An 18,230-nucleotide genomic window follows, 5' to 3' on the forward strand; every position below is an offset into this window, starting at 1 on the left:
CCGGGAAAGATGCGGTAGGTTGGTGGAAACCACCAAGGGTCGTAGCTCAATTGGTAGAGCACTGGTCTCCAAAACCAGCGGTTGGGGGTTCAAGTCCCTCCGGCCCTGCTACACACTCCTTCGCCAGGATGTGTGCGCATGTACGTACTTCATTGCACAGCCGTGCGGCTCCACCGGGCGCGGCACGGCCACGACCCGGAATCAGGTGAGAAGCGTGACGGACGCCGTGGGCTCCATCGACATGCCTGATGCCGAGGATGAATCCCCCGAGTCGAAGAAGAAGACCCGGAAGGGCGGCAAGCGCGGCAAGAAGGGTCCTCTGGGCCGCCTCGCGCTGTTCTACCGCCAGATCGTCGCCGAACTCCGTAAGGTTGTCTGGCCGACTCGCAGCCAGCTGACGACATACACCACCGTGGTGATCGTGTTCGTCGTTGTCATGATCGGTCTTGTTACCGTTCTCGACATGGGGTTCGCACGGGTCATCAAGTACGTCTTCGGCTGAGCCGGCGGAAGGCGTCCGACCGGCGCCCCCACCGCATGTTCCACCCCTTTGTATCCAGGAAGAAGCAGCCATCGTGTCTGACCCGAACCTGAACGACGCCGTCGAGCCCGAGGCTGGCGCCTTCGAGTCCGCCAAGGACGAGCTCGACATCGTTGAGGCTGCTGATTCCGACGAGCCCGACCAGGCCGAGACCGCTGTGGACGTCGACGTGGACGAGACGGTCGAGACCGACGACGACGCTGTCGCCGCCGAGGCCGAAGAAGCCGCCGAGGCCGACGACGACGCTGTCGCCGCCGAGGCCGAGGAAGCCGCCGAGGCCGAGGAAGCCGCCGAGGCCGAGGAAGCCGCTGAAGTTGTCGAGGCCGACGACGAGAGCGCCGACGAGGAGGAGGCCGAGCCGGCCGCCCCCGTCGACCCCGTCGCCGCCCTGCGCGACGAGCTCCGCACCCTCCCCGGCGAGTGGTACGTCATCCACACGTACGCCGGTTACGAGAAGCGCGTGAAGGCCAACCTGGAGCAGCGCGCCGTCTCCCTCAACGTGGAGGAGTTCATCTATCAGGCCGAGGTGCCTGAAGAGGAAATCGTCCAGATCAAGAACGGCGAGCGCAAGAACGTCCGGCAGAACAAGCTCCCCGGTTACGTGCTGGTGCGCATGGACCTGACGAACGAGTCCTGGGGCGTCGTGCGCAACACGCCGGGCGTCACCGGCTTCGTGGGCAACGCCTACGACCCCTACCCGCTGACCCTGGACGAGATCGTCAAGATGCTCGCCCCCGAGGCCGAGGAGAAGGCCGCCCGCGAGGCCGCCGAGGCCGAGGGCAAGCCGGCTCCGTCCCGCAAGGTCGAGGTCCAGGTGCTGGACTTCGAGGTGGGCGACTCGGTCACCGTCACCGACGGCCCGTTCGCCACGCTGCAGGCCACGATCAACGAGATCAACGCCGACTCGAAGAAGGTCAAGGGCCTCGTCGAGATCTTCGGCCGCGAGACCCCGGTCGAGCTCAGCTTCGATCAGATCCAGAAGAACTAGCGCTTCCCGCCGGTTTCTGGACACATGCCTACCCAGCAGGTCAGAGGGGCTTCGCAGCCGCTCTGACCTGCTGGGTTTTTGGTCGCACAGCTATACCCGTTATCGTTGTGCGGTATGCCTCCATCCGGATGACCGGAATCGGCGGCGAAACACTCTCATAGGACCCGGAGAGAGCAATGCCTCCCAAGAAGAAGAAGGTCACGGGGCTTATCAAGCTCCAGATCAACGCCGGTGCGGCGAACCCGGCCCCGCCGGTCGGCCCCGCGCTCGGTCAGCACGGCGTCAACATCATGGAGTTCTGCAAGGCCTACAACGCCGCGACCGAGTCGCAGCGTGGCATGGTCGTGCCGGTGGAGATCACGGTCTACGAGGACCGCTCCTTCACCTTCGTCACGAAGACTCCGCCGGCCGCCAAGCTGATCCTCAAGGCCGCGGGTGTGGACAAGGGCTCCGGCGAGCCGCACAAGACCAAGGTCGCCAAGCTGACGGCCGCCCAGGTCCGCGAGATCGCCACGACGAAGCTCCCCGACCTGAACGCCAATGACCTCGACGCCGCGTCGAAGATCATTGCCGGCACCGCCCGTTCCATGGGCATCACGGTCGAAGGCTGATTCAGCCCCCGTAGCCCTCAGTGGTAGGACCAAGCGCTGGTCCGCACCACGACTCCACACTCTGAAACCACAGGAGTAGAAGTGAAGCGCAGCAAGAACCTCCGCGCTGCGGACGCCAAGGTCGACCGGGAGCGCAACTACGCCCCGCTCGAGGCCGTCCGTCTCGCCAAGGACACCGCCTCCACGAAGTTCGACGGCACCGTCGAGGTCGCCTTCTGCCTGGGTGTCGACCCGCGCAAGGCCGACCAGATGGTCCGCGGCACCGTGAACCTCCCGCACGGCACCGGCAAGACCGCCCGGGTCCTGGTCTTCGCGACCGGTGACCGTGCTGCGGCCGCGGAAGCCGCCGGAGCCGACATCGTCGGCGCCGACGAGCTCATCGACGAGGTGGCCAAGGGCCGTCTGGACTTCGACGCCGTCGTCGCCACCCCGGACCTCATGGGCAAGGTCGGCCGCCTGGGCCGCGTGCTCGGTCCGCGTGGTCTGATGCCGAACCCGAAGACCGGCACCGTCACCCCCGATGTCGTGAAGGCTGTCAACGACATCAAGGGCGGCAAGATCGAGTTCCGCGTCGACAAGCACTCGAACCTGCACTTCATCATCGGCAAGGTCTCCTTCGACGAGACCAAGCTGGTGGAGAACTACGCAGCGGCGCTGGACGAGATCCTCCGTCTGAAGCCGTCCGCCGCCAAGGGCCGCTACATCAAGAAGGCCACGCTGGCCACCACGATGGGCCCCGGCATCCCGCTGGACGCCAACCGCACCCGCAACCTCCTCGTCGAGGAGGACCCGGCCGCCGTCTGAGCCATCGCGCTCATCCGGTAGCCGCGCCGTACGCGTGCTCTGTGGGGACGGGCCCCGCACCCTTTCGAAGGTGCGGGGCCCGTCCTCGTACGCGGCGGAGGGAAGCGGGAGAGCCCGTGACGGGCCCCTTCTGACCTCCCGCTAAACCTCCCGCACCGGGGTGGACAGCGCCGGATTTGCCCGGCGCGCCCCCGGTCGCGTACTCTCCAGAAGAAGCCAAAGACCGCTGGTCGTCGCTGCACTCTCGACAGAGGGACAGTGACCGAAGGTTCCGCTAGATCGGACGACCTGCGCAGGTGACTGTGGAACTGCTCCCGGACTCTGTCCGGTCGAGCCGCGCCCTGGCACTTGTGCTGGGGCGTTTCGTCTTTCCCGGCCCCTTCTGAGCGGTCCTCATCACCCGGAAGGAGGCCGACGCTCATGGCAAGGCCCGACAAGGCTGCCGCGGTAGCCGAGCTCGCGGACCAGTTCCGCAGCTCGAACGCCGCTGTGCTGACCGAGTACCGGGGTCTCACCGTGGCGCAGCTCAAGACGCTGCGCCGTTCGCTCGGTGAGAATGCCCAGTACGCCGTGGTGAAGAACACGCTGACCAAGATTGCGGCCAACGAGGCCGGGATCGACACGCTGGACGACCTGTTCTCGGGTCCGACGGCGGTTGCCTTCGTCACCGGTGACCCGGTGGAGTCGGCGAAGGGTCTTCGTGACTTCGCCAAGGACAACCCCAACCTCATCATCAAGGGCGGTGTCCTTGACGGTAAGGCGCTGTCCGCCGATGAGATCAAGAAGCTCGCGGACCTCGAGTCCCGCGAGGTTCTGCTCTCCAAGCTGGCCGGTGCTTTCAAGGGCAAGCAGACGCAGGCGGCGCAGGTCTTCCAGGCCCTGCCGTCGAAGTTCGTCCGCACCGCGGAAGCGCTTCGCGCCAAGAAGGAAGAGCAGGGCGGTGCCGGTACTCCGGCTCCCGCCGAGGCCGCCGAGTAATTTCGCTCAGCGGTCCAGCGGGCTCCACGTACGCCCGCCGACATATACATCCGGCACCTGCCGAATAGTGGAAGGACGCCTGTCATGGCGAAGCTGTCCCAGGACGACCTGCTCGCGCAGTTCGAAGAGATGACCCTCATCGAGCTCTCCGAGTTCGTGAAGGCCTTCGAGGAGAAGTTCGACGTCACCGCCGCCGCGGCCGTCGCCGTCGCCGGTCCGGCCGGCCCGGGCGCCCCGGCCGAGGCCGCTGAGGAGCAGGACGAGTTCGACGTCATCCTCACCGGCGCCGGCGAGAAGAAGATCCAGGTCATCAAGACCGTGCGTGAGCTGACCTCGCTGGGTCTCAAGGAGGCCAAGGACCTCGTCGACGGCACCCCGAAGCCGGTCCTCGAGAAGGTCGCCAAGGAGGTCGCCGAGAAGGCTGCCGAGTCCCTCAAGGCCGCCGGCGCTTCCGTCGAGGTCAAGTAACACCTCGGGAGTCCTGCGACTCCCTGGGCGCGTCACGCGCCCGTACCGAAGGGCGGTCACCCATCCGGGTGGTCGCCCTTCGGCGTACCGTGGCGGCTGCCTTGCTCTTCGGCCGGTGACGAGTAGGGTGATCTTCGCCGTGCGCCTCTCGCGGGGCGCCCAGGGGCCTCCTGAGGGCTCCCCGGGGGCGGCCGGAGAGTGCTCCTGGGGGCCCGTCCGGACCGGTGGGCCTTGACGAACGGCACGAGGCGCGCAATTCTCAGGACGCGTCATCACTTCGATCCGTATCCGAGGCATGGATCGAGAGTGAAGAGGGCAGTAAAGAAGAGCGCACCCCGCGCGAGGGCCAGCCACATAGGTAGTTGAGAACAGCTGTTGAGAGCGACGTGGGTCTCTGAGAACCCCGACTGGACATCAGTGTGCCGCTTGGCTACACTGACCCTTTGCGCTGCCTGTTAGCTGCCTCCTGCCCGTCACCAGGGGCATACCCACCGCTTGAGCATCGATGACCGATCCTCTCCGAGCCGGCCCTTCGGGGTCGATCCGGGGCGATGTGTCTCTTTGTCCAATGTGGGACCGGTACGCGCGTAGTGAGTCCGAGCCCTCGGAAGGACCCCCTCTTGGCCGCCTCGCGCAACGCCTCGACCGCGAATACGAACAACGGTGCCAGCACCGCCCCGCTGCGCATCTCCTTTGCAAAGATCAAGGAGCCCCTCGAGGTTCCGAACCTCCTCGCGCTGCAGACCGAGAGCTTTGACTGGCTCCTCGGCAACGCCGCCTGGAAGGCTCGCGTCGAGGCTGCTCTGGACAGTGGACAAGACGTCCCCACCAAGTCCGGCCTGGAGGAGATCTTCGAGGAGATCTCACCGATCGAGGACTTCTCCGGGTCGATGTCGCTTACGTTCCGCGACCACCGCTTCGAGCCCCCGAAGAACTCGATCGACGAGTGCAAGGAGCGCGACTTCACGTTCGCGGCGCCGCTCTTCGTCACGGCCGAGTTCACCAACAACGAGACCGGCGAGATCAAGTCCCAGACGGTCTTCATGGGCGACTTCCCGCTCATGACCAACAAGGGCACCTTCGTCATCAACGGCACCGAGCGTGTCGTCGTGTCGCAGCTGGTCCGCTCGCCGGGTGTCTACTTCGACTCCTCCATCGACAAGACGTCCGACAAGGACATCTTCTCCGCCAAGATCATCCCCTCCCGGGGTGCCTGGCTGGAGATGGAGATCGACAAGCGCGACATGGTCGGTGTCCGCATCGACCGCAAGCGCAAGCAGTCCGTGACCGTCCTCCTCAAGGCCCTCGGCTGGAGCACCGAGCAGATCCTCGAGGAGTTCGGCGAGTACGAGTCGATGCGCGCCACCCTGGAGAAGGACCACACCCAGGGCCAGGACGACGCGCTGCTCGACATCTACCGCAAGCTGCGCCCGGGCGAGCCGCCCACGCGCGAGGCCGCTCAGACGCTGCTCGAGAACCTCTACTTCAACCCGAAGCGCTACGACCTCGCGAAGGTCGGCCGCTACAAGGTGAACAAGAAGCTCGGCGCCGATGAGCCGCTGGACGCCGGGGTGCTCACCACCGACGACGTCATCGCGACCATCAAGTACCTGGTCAAGCTGCACGCCGGTGAGACCGAGACGATCGGTGAGTCGGGCCGGGAGATCGTCGTCGAGACCGACGACATCGACCACTTCGGCAACCGTCGTCTGCGCAACGTCGGCGAGCTCATCCAGAACCAGGTCCGTACGGGTCTGGCGCGGATGGAGCGCGTCGTGCGCGAGCGCATGACGACCCAGGACGTCGAGGCCATCACGCCGCAGACCCTGATCAACATCCGGCCGGTCGTCGCCTCCATCAAGGAGTTCTTCGGCACCAGCCAGCTGTCGCAGTTCATGGACCAGAACAACCCGCTGTCGGGTCTCACCCACAAGCGCCGCCTGTCGGCCCTTGGCCCGGGTGGTCTCTCCCGTGAGCGGGCCGGCTTCGAGGTCCGTGACGTGCACCCGTCCCACTACGGGCGCATGTGTCCGATCGAGACCCCTGAAGGCCCGAACATCGGTCTGATCGGTTCGCTCGCCTCGTACGGCCGCGTCAACGCGTTCGGCTTCATCGAGACGCCGTACCGCAAGGTCGTCGACGGCCAGGTCACCGACGACGTCGACTACATCACGGCCGACGAGGAGGACCGCTTCGTCATCGCCCAGGCGAACGCGATCCTCTCCGACGAGCTGCGCTTCACCGAGCCCCGCGTCCTGGTCCGCCGTCGTGGCGGAGAGGTCGACTACGTGCCCGGCACGGACGTCGACTACATGGACGTCTCGCCGCGCCAGATGGTGTCCGTCGCCACCGCGATGATCCCGTTCCTGGAGCACGACGACGCCAACCGTGCCCTCATGGGCGCGAACATGATGCGGCAGGCGGTGCCGCTCATCAAGTCCGAGGCGCCGCTGGTGGGCACCGGCATGGAGTACCGCTGCGCCACCGACGCCGGTGACGTGCTCAAGGCCGAGAAGGACGGTGTGGTCCAGGAGGTCTCCGCGGACTACATCACCGTCACGAACGACGACGGTACGTACACCACGTACCGCATCGCCAAGTTCATGCGCTCCAACCAGGGCACCTCGGTCAACCAGAAGGTCGTCGTCTCCGAGGGCGACCGGATCGTCGCCGACCAGGTCCTCGCCGATGGCCCGGCCACCGAGAACGGTGAGATGGCCCTCGGCAAGAACCTCCTCGTGGCGTTCATGCCGTGGGAGGGTCACAACTACGAGGACGCGATCATCCTGTCGCAGCGCCTCGTGCAGGACGACGTCCTCTCCTCGATCCACATCGAGGAGCACGAGGTCGACGCCCGTGACACCAAGCTCGGCCCGGAGGAGATCACCCGGGACATCCCGAACGTCTCCGAAGAGGTCCTCGCCGACCTCGACGAGCGCGGCATCATCCGGATCGGTGCCGAGGTCGTCGCCGGTGACATCCTCGTCGGCAAGGTCACGCCCAAGGGCGAGACCGAGCTGACCCCCGAGGAGCGCCTGCTCCGCGCGATCTTCGGTGAGAAGGCGCGCGAGGTGCGCGACACCTCGCTGAAGGTGCCGCACGGTGAGATCGGCAAGGTCATCGGCGTCCGCGTCTTCGACCGCGAAGAGGGCGACGAGCTGCCGCCGGGCGTGAACCAGCTGGTCCGCGTCTACGTCGCGCAGAAGCGCAAGATCACCGACGGTGACAAGCTCGCCGGCCGTCACGGCAACAAGGGCGTCATCTCGAAGATCCTGCCGATCGAGGACATGCCGTTCCTGGAGGACGGCACCCCGGTCGACATCATCCTCAACCCGCTGGGTGTCCCGTCCCGAATGAACCCGGGACAGGTCCTGGAGATCCACCTCGGCTGGCTCGCCAGCCGTGGCTGGGACGTCTCCGGCCTCGGTGACGAGTGGGCCAAGCGCCTGCAGTCCATCGGCGCCGACCAGGTCGCCCCCGGCACCAACGTCGCCACGCCCGTCTTCGACGGCGCGCGCGAGGACGAGATCTCCGGTCTCTTCGAGGCCACGATCCCCAACCGCGACGGCGACCGCCTGGTCCAGCCCTCCGGCAAGGCCAAGCTGTTCGACGGCCGCTCCGGCGAGCCGTTCCCGGACCCGGTCTCGGTCGGGTTCATGTACATCCTCAAGCTCCACCACCTGGTCGACGACAAGCTGCACGCGCGTTCGACCGGTCCGTACTCCATGATCACCCAGCAGCCGCTGGGTGGTAAGGCTCAGTTCGGTGGACAGCGCTTCGGTGAGATGGAGGTGTGGGCGCTGGAGGCATACGGCGCCGCGTACGCCCTCCAGGAGCTGCTGACGATCAAGTCCGACGACGTGACCGGCCGCGTGAAGGTCTACGAGGCCATCGTCAAGGGCGAGAACATCCCCGAGCCGGGCATCCCCGAGTCCTTCAAGGTGCTCATCAAGGAAATGCAGTCGCTCTGCCTCAACGTGGAGGTGCTGTCCTCGGACGGCATGTCCATCGAGATGCGCGACACGGACGAGGACGTCTTCCGCGCAGCGGAGGAGCTCGGTATCGACCTGTCCCGGCGAGAGCCGAGCAGCGTCGAAGAGGTCTGACGGGTTCGCCGGCCGGATCCCCGTGATCCGGCCGGCTCTCCCCGGACCCGTTCAGACCATTGCTGAAGTGCCCCGATTTCTCGCTTCCGAGCGAGGGGGCTCGAACCCCCGAAAGAGGGATTGACGACAAGTGCTCGACGTCAACTTCTTCGACGAGCTGCGGATCGGCCTTGCCACCGCGGACGACATCCGGACCTGGTCCCACGGCGAAGTGAAGAAGCCGGAGACCATCAACTACCGCACGCTCAAGCCCGAGAAGGACGGACTCTTCTGCGAGAAGATCTTCGGTCCTACCCGGGACTGGGAGTGCTACTGCGGCAAGTACAAGCGTGTCCGCTTCAAGGGCATCATCTGTGAGCGCTGCGGCGTCGAGGTCACTCGCGCCAAGGTGCGTCGTGAGCGGATGGGCCACATCGAGCTTGCCGCTCCCGTCACCCACATCTGGTACTTCAAGGGCGTCCCGTCGCGCCTCGGATACCTGCTGGACCTCGCGCCGAAGGACCTGGAAAAGGTCATCTACTTCGCCGCGTACATGATCACGTTCGTGGACGAGGAGCGTCGTACCCGCGACCTGCCGTCCCTGGAGGCGCACGTCTCCGTCGAGCGCCAGCAGACCGAGAACCGCCGTGACTCCGACCTGGAGGCCCGCGCCAAGAAGCTCGAGACCGACCTGGCCGAGCTGGAGGCCGAGGGCGCCAAGGCCGACGTGCGCCGCAAGGTGCGCGAAGGTGCCGAGCGTGAGATGAAGCAGCTGCGCGACCGTGCGCAGCGCGAGATCGACCGCCTCGACGAGGTGTGGAGCCGCTTCAAGAACCTCAAGGTCCAGGACCTGGAGGGCGACGAGCTGCTCTACCGCGAGCTGCGTGACCGCTTCGGCACGTACTTCGACGGCTGCATGGGCGCCGCCGCGCTGCAGAAGCGCCTGGAGTCCTTCGACCTCGACGAGGAGGCCGAGCGCCTCCGCGAGATCATCCGCACCGGCAAGGGCCAGAAGAAGACCCGTGCGCTCAAGCGCCTCAAGGTCGTCTCCGCGTTCCTGCAGACCAGCAACAAGCCCAAGGGCATGGTGCTGGACTGCGTGCCGGTCATCCCGCCGGACCTGCGTCCGATGGTGCAGCTGGACGGTGGCCGCTTCGCCACCTCCGACCTGAACGACCTGTACCGCCGTGTGATCAACCGCAACAACCGCCTCAAGCGTCTCCTCGACCTCGGTGCTCCCGAGATCATCGTGAACAACGAGAAGCGGATGCTGCAGGAGGCCGTCGACGCGCTGTTCGACAACGGCCGCCGCGGTCGTCCGGTCACCGGTCCCGGCAACCGCCCGCTGAAGTCCCTGAGCGACATGCTCAAGGGTAAGCAGGGTCGTTTCCGTCAGAACCTGCTCGGTAAGCGTGTGGACTACTCCGCGCGTTCCGTCATCGTCGTCGGCCCGCAGCTCAAGCTGCACCAGTGCGGTCTGCCCAAGGCCATGGCGCTGGAGCTCTTCAAGCCGTTCGTGATGAAGCGCCTGGTGGACCTGAACCACGCGCAGAACATCAAGTCGGCCAAGCGCATGGTCGAGCGTGGCCGCACCGTCGTGTACGACGTCCTCGAAGAGGTCATCGCCGAGCACCCGGTGCTGCTGAACCGTGCGCCCACCCTGCACCGCCTCGGCATCCAGGCCTTCGAGCCGCAGCTGGTCGAGGGCAAGGCCATCCAGATCCACCCGCTCGTCTGCACCGCGTTCAACGCGGACTTCGACGGTGACCAGATGGCCGTGCACCTGCCGCTCTCCGCGGAGGCGCAGGCCGAGGCCCGCATCCTGATGCTGTCCTCGAACAACATCCTGAAGCCGGCCGACGGCCGTCCCGTCACCATGCCGACCCAGGACATGGTGCTGGGGCTGTTCTTCCTCACCACCGACGGTGAGCTCCGTGACACCAAGGGCGAGGGCCGCGCGTTCGGCTCCACGGCCGAGGCGATCATGGCGTTCGACGCCGGCGAGCTGGCGCTCCAGTCCACCGTCGACATCCGCTTCCCGGTGGGCACCATCCCGCCGCGCGGCTGGGTGCCGCCGGTCGCCGAGGAGGGCGAGCCCGAGTACCAGCCGGGTGACACCTTCCGGCTGCGGACCAGCCTGGGCCGCGCGCTCTTCAACGAGCTGTTGCCCGAGGACTACCCGTTCGTCGACTACTCGGTGGGCAAGAAGCAGCTCTCCGAGATCGTCAACGACCTGGCCGAGCGCTACCCCAAGGTCATCGTGGCGGCGACGCTCGACAACCTGAAGGCGGCGGGCTTCCACTGGGCGACCCGTTCGGGCGTCACCGTGGCCATCTCCGACGTCGTCGTGCCCGAGGCCAAGAAGGCCATCGTCAAGGGCTACGAGGAGCAGGACGAGAAGGTCCAGAAGCAGTACGAGCGCGGTCTGATCACCAAGGACGAGCGCACGCAGGAGCTCATCGCGATCTGGACCAAGGCGACCAACGAGGTCGCCGAGGCGATGAACGCGAACTTCCCCAAGACCAACCCCATCTTCATGATGGTTGACTCGGGTGCCCGAGGAAACATGATGCAGATGCGGCAGATCGCCGGTATGCGTGGTCTGGTGTCGAACGCGAAGAACGAGACCATCCCGCGTCCGATCAAGGCGTCCTTCCGTGAGGGCCTCACCGTTCTGGAGTACTTCATCTCCACGCACGGTGCCCGTAAGGGTCTGGCGGACACCGCCCTGCGTACCGCCGACTCGGGTTACCTGACCCGTCGTCTGGTGGACGTCTCGCAGGACGTGATCATCCGTGAGGAGGACTGCGGCACCGACCGCGGCCTGAAGCTGAAGATCGCGGTCAAGGGCGCCGACGGCGTGCTCCGCAAGACGGACGACGTCGAGACCTCGGTCTACGCCCGCATGCTCGCCGAGGACGTCGTGGTGGACGGCAAGGTCATCGCGCCTGCCAACGTCGACCTCGGTGACGTCCTGATCGACGCCCTGGTAGGCGCCGGCGTCGAGGAGGTCAAGACCCGCTCGGTCCTGACCTGTGAGTCTGCGGTCGGCACCTGTGCCTTCTGCTACGGGCGCTCGCTCGCCACCGGCAAGCTGGTCGACATCGGTGAGGCGGTCGGCATCATCGCCGCCCAGTCCATCGGTGAGCCCGGCACCCAGCTGACGATGCGCACCTTCCACACCGGTGGTGTGGCCGGTGACGACATCACCCAGGGTCTGCCCCGAGTCGTCGAGCTCTTCGAGGCCCGTACGCCGAAGGGTGTCGCCCCGATCTCCGAGGCCAAGGGCCGGGTGCGGATCGAGGAGACCGAGAAGACCAAGAAGCTCGTCGTCACCCCGGACGACGGCAGCGACGAGACGGCGTTCCCGATCTCGAAGCGTGCCCGTCTGCTCGTGGGTGAGGGCGACCCGGTCGAGGTGGGCCAGAAGCTCACCGTGGGTGCCACCAACCCGCACGACGTGCTGCGCATCCTCGGCCAGCGTGCGGTCCAGGTCCACCTGGTCGGCGAAGTCCAGAAGGTCTACAACTCGCAGGGCGTGTCGATCCACGACAAGCACATCGAGATCATCATCCGGCAGATGCTCCGCCGCGTGACGATCATCGAGTCCGGCGACGCGGAGCTGCTTCCGGGCGAGCTGGTCGAGCGGTCGAAGTTCGAGACCGAGAACCGTCGTGTGGTCACCGAGGGCGGTCACCCCGCCTCCGGCCGTCCGCAGCTGATGGGTATCACCAAGGCCTCGCTCGCCACCGAGTCGTGGCTGTCGGCGGCGTCCTTCCAGGAGACGACCAGGGTCCTGACCGACGCGGCGATCAACGCCAAGTCGGACTCCCTGATCGGCCTCAAGGAGAACGTCATCATCGGTAAGCTCATCCCGGCCGGTACGGGTCTGTCCCGCTACCGCAACATCCGGGTCGAGCCGACCGAGGAGGCCAAGGCCGCGATGTACTCGGCCGTCGGCTACGACGACATCGACTACTCGCCGTTCGGCACCGGCTCCGGCCAGGCCGTCCCGCTGGAGGACTACGACTACGGTCCGTACAACCAGTAGGCGAGTCGCTTGAACGCCTGAGGGCGGCCATCCCGTACGTGACGGGGTGGCCGCCCTCAGGCGTGTGCGGGGGGTGGGCCGGGTCACCGGGTGGCGAGCTGCCACAGGGACAGGGCCACACCGGTGGCGGCGGTCACCGCGGCGACGCCGGGCAGTGGCCAGCGGGCCCGCTCCAGGGTGTCCAGCCGCGTTTCGTGCTCGGCGAGCTGGCGGTCGCTCTGGTCGCTGCGCTGCACCAGCAGGGCGAGCGAGCCGTCGACGCGGGCGAAGCCGACCTCGACCGTGCCGCGGAGCCTCTCCAGCTCCAGGGCGACGGCCGCCGGATCACTGTGTGCGGGGTCGCTCATCCACGCCTCCGTTCCGAGCGGATCAGCCCGGCGAGCCTGCGGCCGTCGTCCGCCCCGGTACGCAAGGAGCGGGGCAGCAGGCGCTGTACGGATTCCAGCGCCATGATCCGGCTCAGCACGGCGGCGACCGCCACGGCACCGGCCGCCCAGGGCAGGCTCGCGGCGACCCCGGAGGCGTCGACGAGGGCGGGCAGGGCGACCAGGAGCGCGACGGCGGTCTGGACGAGGGTGCGCAGGGACCGGCGGGTTGCCTCTGACATGGGGTGCGCCTTTCCGTATCGCGGGGGTCAGCGGTTGCGGGGGACTTCGAGCGCGGCCCAGGAGGAGGGGCCCGGCACCCCGTCGGCGTCCTGGCCGGCGTAGCCCAGCCGGCGCTGCCACGCGGCGTACGAGCGGCGGTCGGCCTCGCTCCAGACCGGCCCCGGCCCCTCGGCGTACCGTCCGCAGCCCACGGCGACCAGGCGCTCGCCGACCGCGGTGAACAGCGGGCTGCGGCTGCCGACGGTGAAGAAGGCGCTGCCCGGGAAGGCGGCGAGGGCCGGGGCGGGTGCGGGGCCGGCGGGCTTCTTCCCGAGCCGGCCGGTGATCCGGGTGCGCATCGTGTCCATCGGGAAGGTGGGGTCGATCTTGCGCCGGGTCCACTCCTTGTGGCCGATCACCCCGGCCGCGGGCCAGCCGTGGGCCCGGCACAGCGCGGCCGACAGCCGCTCCACGGCGTCGAGCTGTGCGGCCGGGTAGGGGTCGCGGCCGTCGCCCAGGTTCTCGATCTCGAAGCCGTAGAAGCGGGCGTTGCCGTCCACGGTATCCGCGCCCGGGGCCGGGAGACGGGCGTCGGCGCGTACGGCGGCCAGCACGCCGGCGGAGCCGCTGCCGGCGTGGTTGGTGCGCCCGTAGCCGACCAGGTGGACCAGTCCGGACTTGGTCACGACCCCGACGCACAGGGGGCCGGGCAGGGCCGTGGTGCCGCGATGGCAGAAGCTGACGCTGCTGGTCCCGGCGGTGTGGTGGAGCATGACGCCGTGGACCGGACCCCAGGCTCCTTTGTGGTTGCGGTTGTGGTCGCGCCATCCGGAGTGCTCGGTGACGCGGACCCCTTCGGCGCGCAGGGCGCGGGCGAAGGCGTCGGCGGACAGGGGTGCTGCCATGCGACGTACCTCCTTGTGGTCGTTCTCGGGTTCCGGGGACGGAAACGGCCCCGGCCCGCCGCTGGGTGCGGGGGCCGGGGCCGGAAGAGGGGCGGGGGCGCTACATGATCGGGTCGACCCGGATGTAGCGGGTGTCGAAGCCGGCCGTGTTGTTGGCCGCGCCGGAGCGGTAGGCGGGCGTGGCCGTGTGGTTCGTGCCCGGGGCCAGGCCGGTCACGAGGAACTGGGTGGATACGGACGCCCGGTTGGGGGAGCTGACCAGCGCGGCCCGGTTGTCGTCGGCGGCGAGGACGACCGTGTCCGAGGCGTTGCGGATGGCGGCCGACATGTACGAGTTGATGTTCGCCACCGAGCTGGAGATGTAGCCGCCGACGGTGACGATGACCTGGCCCGACGCGGGTGCGACGAACGCCGCCCGCATCGGGTCGCCGGTGGCGTTGAGGAGCGTCTCCGCGTAGGTGATGGACTTCGTGTCGCCGCCGTCGAGGTTTGACCCGGAAGACCGGGACGGCGCCGACCGGTGCCCACGCCGAGCCGGTGTAGTGGGTGAGCCTCGGCGGTGACGCGGTCCAGGCCACCATGCCGGCGACCGGGGCGGGGACCCTGGTGTCGCGCTCCGCCGCCGTACCGAAGCGCAGGACCGTGCGTCCGTCCAGCGCCTGGGCCAGGGTCTGGAGCTGGGCCGGCAGGTCGGCCGGGTCGCTGGACTGCGGGTAGGGAAGGCCACTGAGCGGCGTGTACTGGGTGGTCATGCGGAGGACTCCTGGACTGATGCGACGGGAATGAGGACGGCGTCGGCGGGCTGTTCGGCTCCGGGACCGGCGGGCGGGGGTTCGGGGGCCGGTGCCCCCGGCCGCGGGTCGTCGGCCGAGGACGCGACGGGCAGCCCGGGGACGGCGGGCGCCGTGGTCGGCACACCCAGGTACGAGGCCAGCTCCGCGGCCACCGAGAAGGCCAGCCGGTTCAGCTGCTGGTCGTCCAGGACCACCGGCAGGGGAGCGGGCGTGGTGTCCGCAGGGGCGGGCGGTTCCTCCGGGGGCTGTGGTACGGGTGTGCCGGGCGTGGTCTCAGACATGGGTCTCCTCCTTCACCTGGCGCCAGGTCCGGCCGCCGGCCGCGAGGGCGGCGAGCGTGGCGTACCGGGACCTGACGGCCGCATGGGTGTTCCCGGCGGGGAACGGGGTGTGGTCGGCGGGTGTGTCCATGCCCGGCCGCGGCTCCGACGCCGGGCACCGTCCGGACCACGCGAGGCGGTCCGACGGCCCGGACCGCCCGCGTGGAGGGGATGCGAGGCGCCCGGGCCGCACCGAAAGTCCCTGACCGCGCGGCGCGTTCACCGCTGAACGCATAAGGGCGCCGGGTTGGCCACCCCATGATGGGTGGCCGGCCCGACGCCCCTTTCTTCCGCGCCCTCACCGCGTACGCGCCCTCACCGCGTACGCGCCCTCACCGCGTACGCGCCCTCACCGCGTACGCGGTCTCCTGCGAGCCGCCCGCTCGGCGGCGAACACGTCCTCCAGCCGGTAGAGCTGCGCCCGCCCGCGCTGTCCGGCCGCCGCCAGATACCCCAGCTGCACCCACTTGCGGATGGTGGCCGGAGCGACGTCGGCCTCCTGGGCCGCGAGCACCCCGGTGATGAGCGCCGCCCGCGACGCCGTACGAGGCGGAGCCTGACCGGTACTCATCGACGCCCCCCGTCCCGGCGTACGGCTTCCACGGAAGCCGGCGCGTCACCGTCGGCCATCCCCGCGGCGATGTCCGCGGCGGTCGTCCCACCCGCCCGTATGAGCTCCCGCCAGGCGCTTTCCGGCCACAGGTGGCGGAAGGCCGGGTCGCCCACGCAGTCGCACCCGGGGTCGGTGCAGCGGCACGCCGGGTTGACGCACAGCAGGGCCCGCCGTTCGGGGAAGACGCGCAGGGAGACCGAGTCGCACCACGGACACCGCCCGGTCACCCGCACCACGCTCTCCGTCTCACCGAGCGCCCTGGCGCACCGCCTGGCCAGCCTGCGCATCTCGTCCCGCACGTGGCCGGCCAGCACGGGGTCCTGGGCGACGCGCCCGAGGAGGGCCGTGATGTCGAGCAGCCGGCGCCCCACCGGGGAGCGGCGCGGCCGGCCGAGGCCCAGCCGGTCGAGGACGGCCTCCTGCAACTCGACCACCCCGTCGGTGATGTCGCGGATGGCGTCGGACACGTACAGCCGCACGGGAGCAGCGGAGTGTCCCGGGACCGCCAGGCCGTGCCGCTGCTCGTTCAGCAGCGCCTCCTCGCGTTCCGCCTCGGTGCGGGCGGCGCGGAACGCCGACTCGGCCGGGCCGGGGGCGCGGCGCTCCGCGCCCGACGAGCCCCGGCCCGGGGCGAGTTCGGTGAGCAGCTCGGGGAACTGCCGGATCAGCGTCCCGGCCCAGAGCCCGGCGTCACGCGCTGCCGCCTCGCCGTCGTGGCCTTCGTCGGGTGTCGGGGAAGGTGTGGCGTGTGTCATGAGGTCCTCCGTGTGCGGTCGGCTCCCGGCCGCCGGAGCGGGGGGCCGGTCGTTCGTCCTGGGGCGGGCGGTGGTCACCGGTGTGTGCCGTCGAGTGCGACGGGCCGGCCGTTTCGCCACAGCCGCCCGGCGCTGACACCGTCGAACCAGGTGTCGGCCGGGGCCACGGTCTCTTCGCACTGCCGCTGCACCGGGCAGCGGGCGCAGGCGCGCAGGGCCGGAGCGGCGTCGGCGGCCCGGCGGGCGAAGACGACGGCGGGGGAGAGGCCGGAGCACGCGGCGGACCGTCGCCAGCCGGAGGCCTCCCCGGCGTCGGTGGTGTGCACTGCGGACGGTTCGGACATGAGGGTGCTCCCAGATGACCGAGACGAGCCCAACTTGTTGCGAGCTCGCACATTGCCACGTTGCGCGTGGGCGCGCAACTGGGATCTTCGATCTTCTGCACCGAATGCTTACAATTGCTTGCGCGCAAGCGTGTAAATCGGTGCGTGCGAGCGCGTTAGTCTGAGTGCGCCTGGGAGGGAGGCGACCACCTGTGACCGCCAGCGAACCTGACCAGTTCACGCCGTGGATCGAGGAACTGATCCGCGCACGGGGATACGACATCGACAGCCCGCGCGGCGGCGGCAAGTCACGTCTCGCCGACGAGGCGGGCGTGCACCGGGCGGCCATCACCCGGCTGCTCCAGGGCCAGAGCATGCCGGACCTGGAGACGACCCGGCGCCTCGCGCACGTGCTGCGCGTCCCGGTGCGCGAGATGCTGATCCGCTCGGGCCGGCTCTCCGAGGAGGACCTGCCCCTGCCGGACCTCGGGGGCGCCCCGTCCGACCCCGCCGGGCCGCCGCGCCGACTGACCCTGGAGGAAGCCGCCGCCGGGCTCGGTGTCCCGCGCGACCAGTGGGACATGTTCATCAGGGTCGCCGGACAGTTCCTGCCGACCGGGGCGGACGCGGACGCCGTGCGGGTCGCGTCGGAGTGAGGGGCGCCGGACGCATCCGCGTCCGAGCGGCAGGGCGCGAGGTCCTCACCTCGGGAGAGACGCGAATCCTCACCTCGGGAGAGAGCTCGGGAGAGGGGTGAGGCCCCTTCGCGGTGCCCGGCGGCCCGGGCCCGCCGGGGTGGACGGCATTTGTTTTGACCCAGCTCCGTGAGGTAGGTACGCTCAAGCCTTGTGCCTGGGGTGTGCCTGGGCTCCGGTGCGTGTCCTCAACCGCACCGCGAGTCCGTCGGTAGCCACCGCAATCTGCGCCCTTCTGCCCCTCGGGCGGGAGTCCGCAGTATTCGACACACCCGACCGCGTGGGTCGGTGATGTTCCAGGTTAGTTTCACGAACGGCACACAGAAACCGGAGAAGTAGTGCCTACGATCCAGCAGCTGGTCCGGAAGGGCCGGCAGGACAAGGTCGAGAAGAACAAGACGCCCGCGCTCGAGGGTTCGCCCCAGCGTCGCGGTGTCTGCACGCGTGTGTTCACGACCACCCCGAAGAAGCCGAACTCGGCCCTCCGTAAGGTCGCGCGTGTGCGTCTGACCTCGGGTATCGAGGTCACGGCCTACATCCCGGGTGAGGGACACAACCTGCAGGAGCACTCCATCGTGCTCGTGCGTGGTGGCCGTGTGAAGGACCTGCCGGGTGTTCGTTACAAGATCATCCGCGGCTCCCTTGACACCCAGGGTGTCAAGAACCGCAAGCAGGCCCGCAGCCGCTACGGCGCCAAGAAGGAGAAGTAAGA

Annotated in this window: 20 protein-coding genes and 1 tRNA gene; 12 read left to right on the top strand and 9 right to left on the bottom strand. The window is 68.6% G+C overall.

The genetic code is table 11. The features are described from left to right. The first annotated feature begins 35 nt into the window (after positions 1-35). From ACIQAK_RS14410 to ACIQAK_RS14450, 9 genes are all read left to right on the top strand, one after another. A tRNA-Trp gene (locus tag ACIQAK_RS14410) sits at positions 36-108 on the top strand. A 106-nt stretch (positions 109-214) separates the two neighbouring features. Further along, complete coding sequence (gene secE / locus ACIQAK_RS14415) at positions 215-502, top strand: preprotein translocase subunit SecE (RefSeq protein WP_366390787.1); 288 nt, start codon at positions 215-217, stop codon at positions 500-502. A gap of 73 nt (positions 503-575) precedes the next feature. After that, positions 576-1,529, top strand: a complete 954-nt coding sequence (gene nusG, locus ACIQAK_RS14420; RefSeq protein ID WP_366390788.1) for a transcription termination/antitermination protein NusG — start codon at positions 576-578, stop codon at positions 1,527-1,529. Positions 1,530-1,705: 176 nt separating this feature from the next. Next, positions 1,706-2,140, top strand: coding sequence for a 50S ribosomal protein L11 (rplK, locus tag ACIQAK_RS14425; protein ID WP_003967000.1), 435 nt, complete (start codon positions 1,706-1,708; stop codon positions 2,138-2,140). Between the two features lie 81 nt (positions 2,141-2,221). Further along, positions 2,222-2,944: a 50S ribosomal protein L1 gene (rplA, locus tag ACIQAK_RS14430; protein ID WP_366390789.1), complete on the top strand. Its 723-nt coding sequence runs from the start codon at positions 2,222-2,224 to the stop codon at positions 2,942-2,944. A gap of 420 nt (positions 2,945-3,364) precedes the next feature. Further along, positions 3,365-3,922 (top strand): 50S ribosomal protein L10, encoded by a 558-nt coding sequence (rplJ, locus tag ACIQAK_RS14435; protein ID WP_018510603.1) that lies wholly within the window; start codon positions 3,365-3,367, stop codon positions 3,920-3,922. An 84-nt stretch (positions 3,923-4,006) separates the two neighbouring features. Next, a complete protein-coding gene (gene rplL, locus ACIQAK_RS14440) occupies positions 4,007-4,390 on the top strand; it encodes a 50S ribosomal protein L7/L12 (protein WP_366390790.1) in 384 nt (127 codons plus the stop codon). A gap of 620 nt (positions 4,391-5,010) precedes the next feature. After that, complete coding sequence (gene rpoB / locus ACIQAK_RS14445) at positions 5,011-8,496, top strand: DNA-directed RNA polymerase subunit beta (protein ID WP_366390791.1); 3,486 nt, start codon at positions 5,011-5,013, stop codon at positions 8,494-8,496. 130 nt (positions 8,497-8,626) lie between these two features. Then, positions 8,627-12,526, top strand: a complete 3,900-nt coding sequence (locus ACIQAK_RS14450) for a DNA-directed RNA polymerase subunit beta' (protein ID WP_366390792.1) — start codon at positions 8,627-8,629, stop codon at positions 12,524-12,526. A gap of 83 nt (positions 12,527-12,609) precedes the next feature. Here the strand turns inward: ACIQAK_RS14450 and ACIQAK_RS14455 are convergent, their stop codons facing one another. From ACIQAK_RS14455 to ACIQAK_RS14470, 4 genes are all read right to left on the bottom strand, one after another. Beyond that, the gene (locus ACIQAK_RS14455) at positions 12,610-12,873 is read right to left on the bottom strand and encodes a hypothetical protein (protein ID WP_366390793.1); all 264 of its coding nucleotides are present in this window, start codon (positions 12,871-12,873) and stop codon (positions 12,610-12,612) included. Next, positions 12,870-13,133 (bottom strand): hypothetical protein, encoded by a 264-nt coding sequence (locus tag ACIQAK_RS14460; protein ID WP_366390794.1) that lies wholly within the window; start codon positions 13,131-13,133, stop codon positions 12,870-12,872. The genes ACIQAK_RS14455 and ACIQAK_RS14460 overlap by 4 nt, the downstream gene beginning before the upstream one ends. Positions 13,134-13,160: 27 nt before the next feature. Next, positions 13,161-14,018, bottom strand: a complete 858-nt coding sequence (locus tag ACIQAK_RS14465) for a peptidoglycan-binding protein (RefSeq protein ID WP_366390795.1) — start codon at positions 14,016-14,018, stop codon at positions 13,161-13,163. 100 nt (positions 14,019-14,118) lie between these two features. After that, positions 14,119-14,439, bottom strand: a complete 321-nt coding sequence (locus ACIQAK_RS14470; RefSeq protein WP_366390796.1) for a hypothetical protein — start codon at positions 14,437-14,439, stop codon at positions 14,119-14,121. A 125-nt stretch (positions 14,440-14,564) separates the two neighbouring features. On the opposite strand from ACIQAK_RS14470, the gene ACIQAK_RS14475 reads away from it, so the two are divergent. Continuing rightward, entirely contained in the window at positions 14,565-14,735 is a 171-nt protein-coding gene (locus ACIQAK_RS14475) for a hypothetical protein (protein ID WP_366390797.1), read from the top strand. Between the two features lie 31 nt (positions 14,736-14,766). Here ACIQAK_RS14475 and ACIQAK_RS14480 read toward each other — a convergent pair whose 3' ends face one another. The 5 genes from ACIQAK_RS14480 to ACIQAK_RS14500 form a co-directional block, all read right to left on the bottom strand. Further along, on the bottom strand, positions 14,767-15,093 hold the full coding sequence (locus tag ACIQAK_RS14480; RefSeq protein ID WP_366390798.1) for a hypothetical protein: 327 nt from the start codon (positions 15,091-15,093) through the stop codon (positions 14,767-14,769). Beyond that, the gene (locus ACIQAK_RS14485; protein ID WP_366390799.1) at positions 15,086-15,223 is read right to left on the bottom strand and encodes a hypothetical protein; all 138 of its coding nucleotides are present in this window, start codon (positions 15,221-15,223) and stop codon (positions 15,086-15,088) included. The genes ACIQAK_RS14480 and ACIQAK_RS14485 overlap by 8 nt, the downstream gene beginning before the upstream one ends. Positions 15,224-15,481: 258 nt before the next feature. After that, positions 15,482-15,703, bottom strand: coding sequence for a hypothetical protein (locus tag ACIQAK_RS14490; protein ID WP_366390800.1), 222 nt, complete (start codon positions 15,701-15,703; stop codon positions 15,482-15,484). Beyond that, on the bottom strand, positions 15,700-16,500 hold the full coding sequence (locus ACIQAK_RS14495; protein WP_366390801.1) for a hypothetical protein: 801 nt from the start codon (positions 16,498-16,500) through the stop codon (positions 15,700-15,702). Before ACIQAK_RS14495 ends, ACIQAK_RS14490 begins: the two co-directional genes overlap by 4 nt. A 74-nt stretch (positions 16,501-16,574) precedes the next feature. Next, complete coding sequence (locus tag ACIQAK_RS14500; RefSeq protein WP_366390802.1) at positions 16,575-16,844, bottom strand: WhiB family transcriptional regulator; 270 nt, start codon at positions 16,842-16,844, stop codon at positions 16,575-16,577. Between the two features lie 191 nt (positions 16,845-17,035). Here ACIQAK_RS14500 and ACIQAK_RS14505 point away from each other — a divergent pair, with 191 nt between their 5' ends. Next, positions 17,036-17,479 (top strand): helix-turn-helix transcriptional regulator, encoded by a 444-nt coding sequence (locus ACIQAK_RS14505; protein ID WP_366390803.1) that lies wholly within the window; start codon positions 17,036-17,038, stop codon positions 17,477-17,479. A 377-nt stretch (positions 17,480-17,856) separates the two neighbouring features. Further along, on the top strand, positions 17,857-18,228 hold the full coding sequence (rpsL, locus tag ACIQAK_RS14510) for a 30S ribosomal protein S12 (protein ID WP_003948652.1): 372 nt from the start codon (positions 17,857-17,859) through the stop codon (positions 18,226-18,228). The last annotated feature ends 2 nt before the right edge of the window (positions 18,229-18,230 follow it).

The organism is Streptomyces sp. NPDC088706 (assembly GCF_044752765.1).
GTDB lineage: Bacteria > Actinomycetota > Actinomycetes > Streptomycetales > Streptomycetaceae > Streptomyces.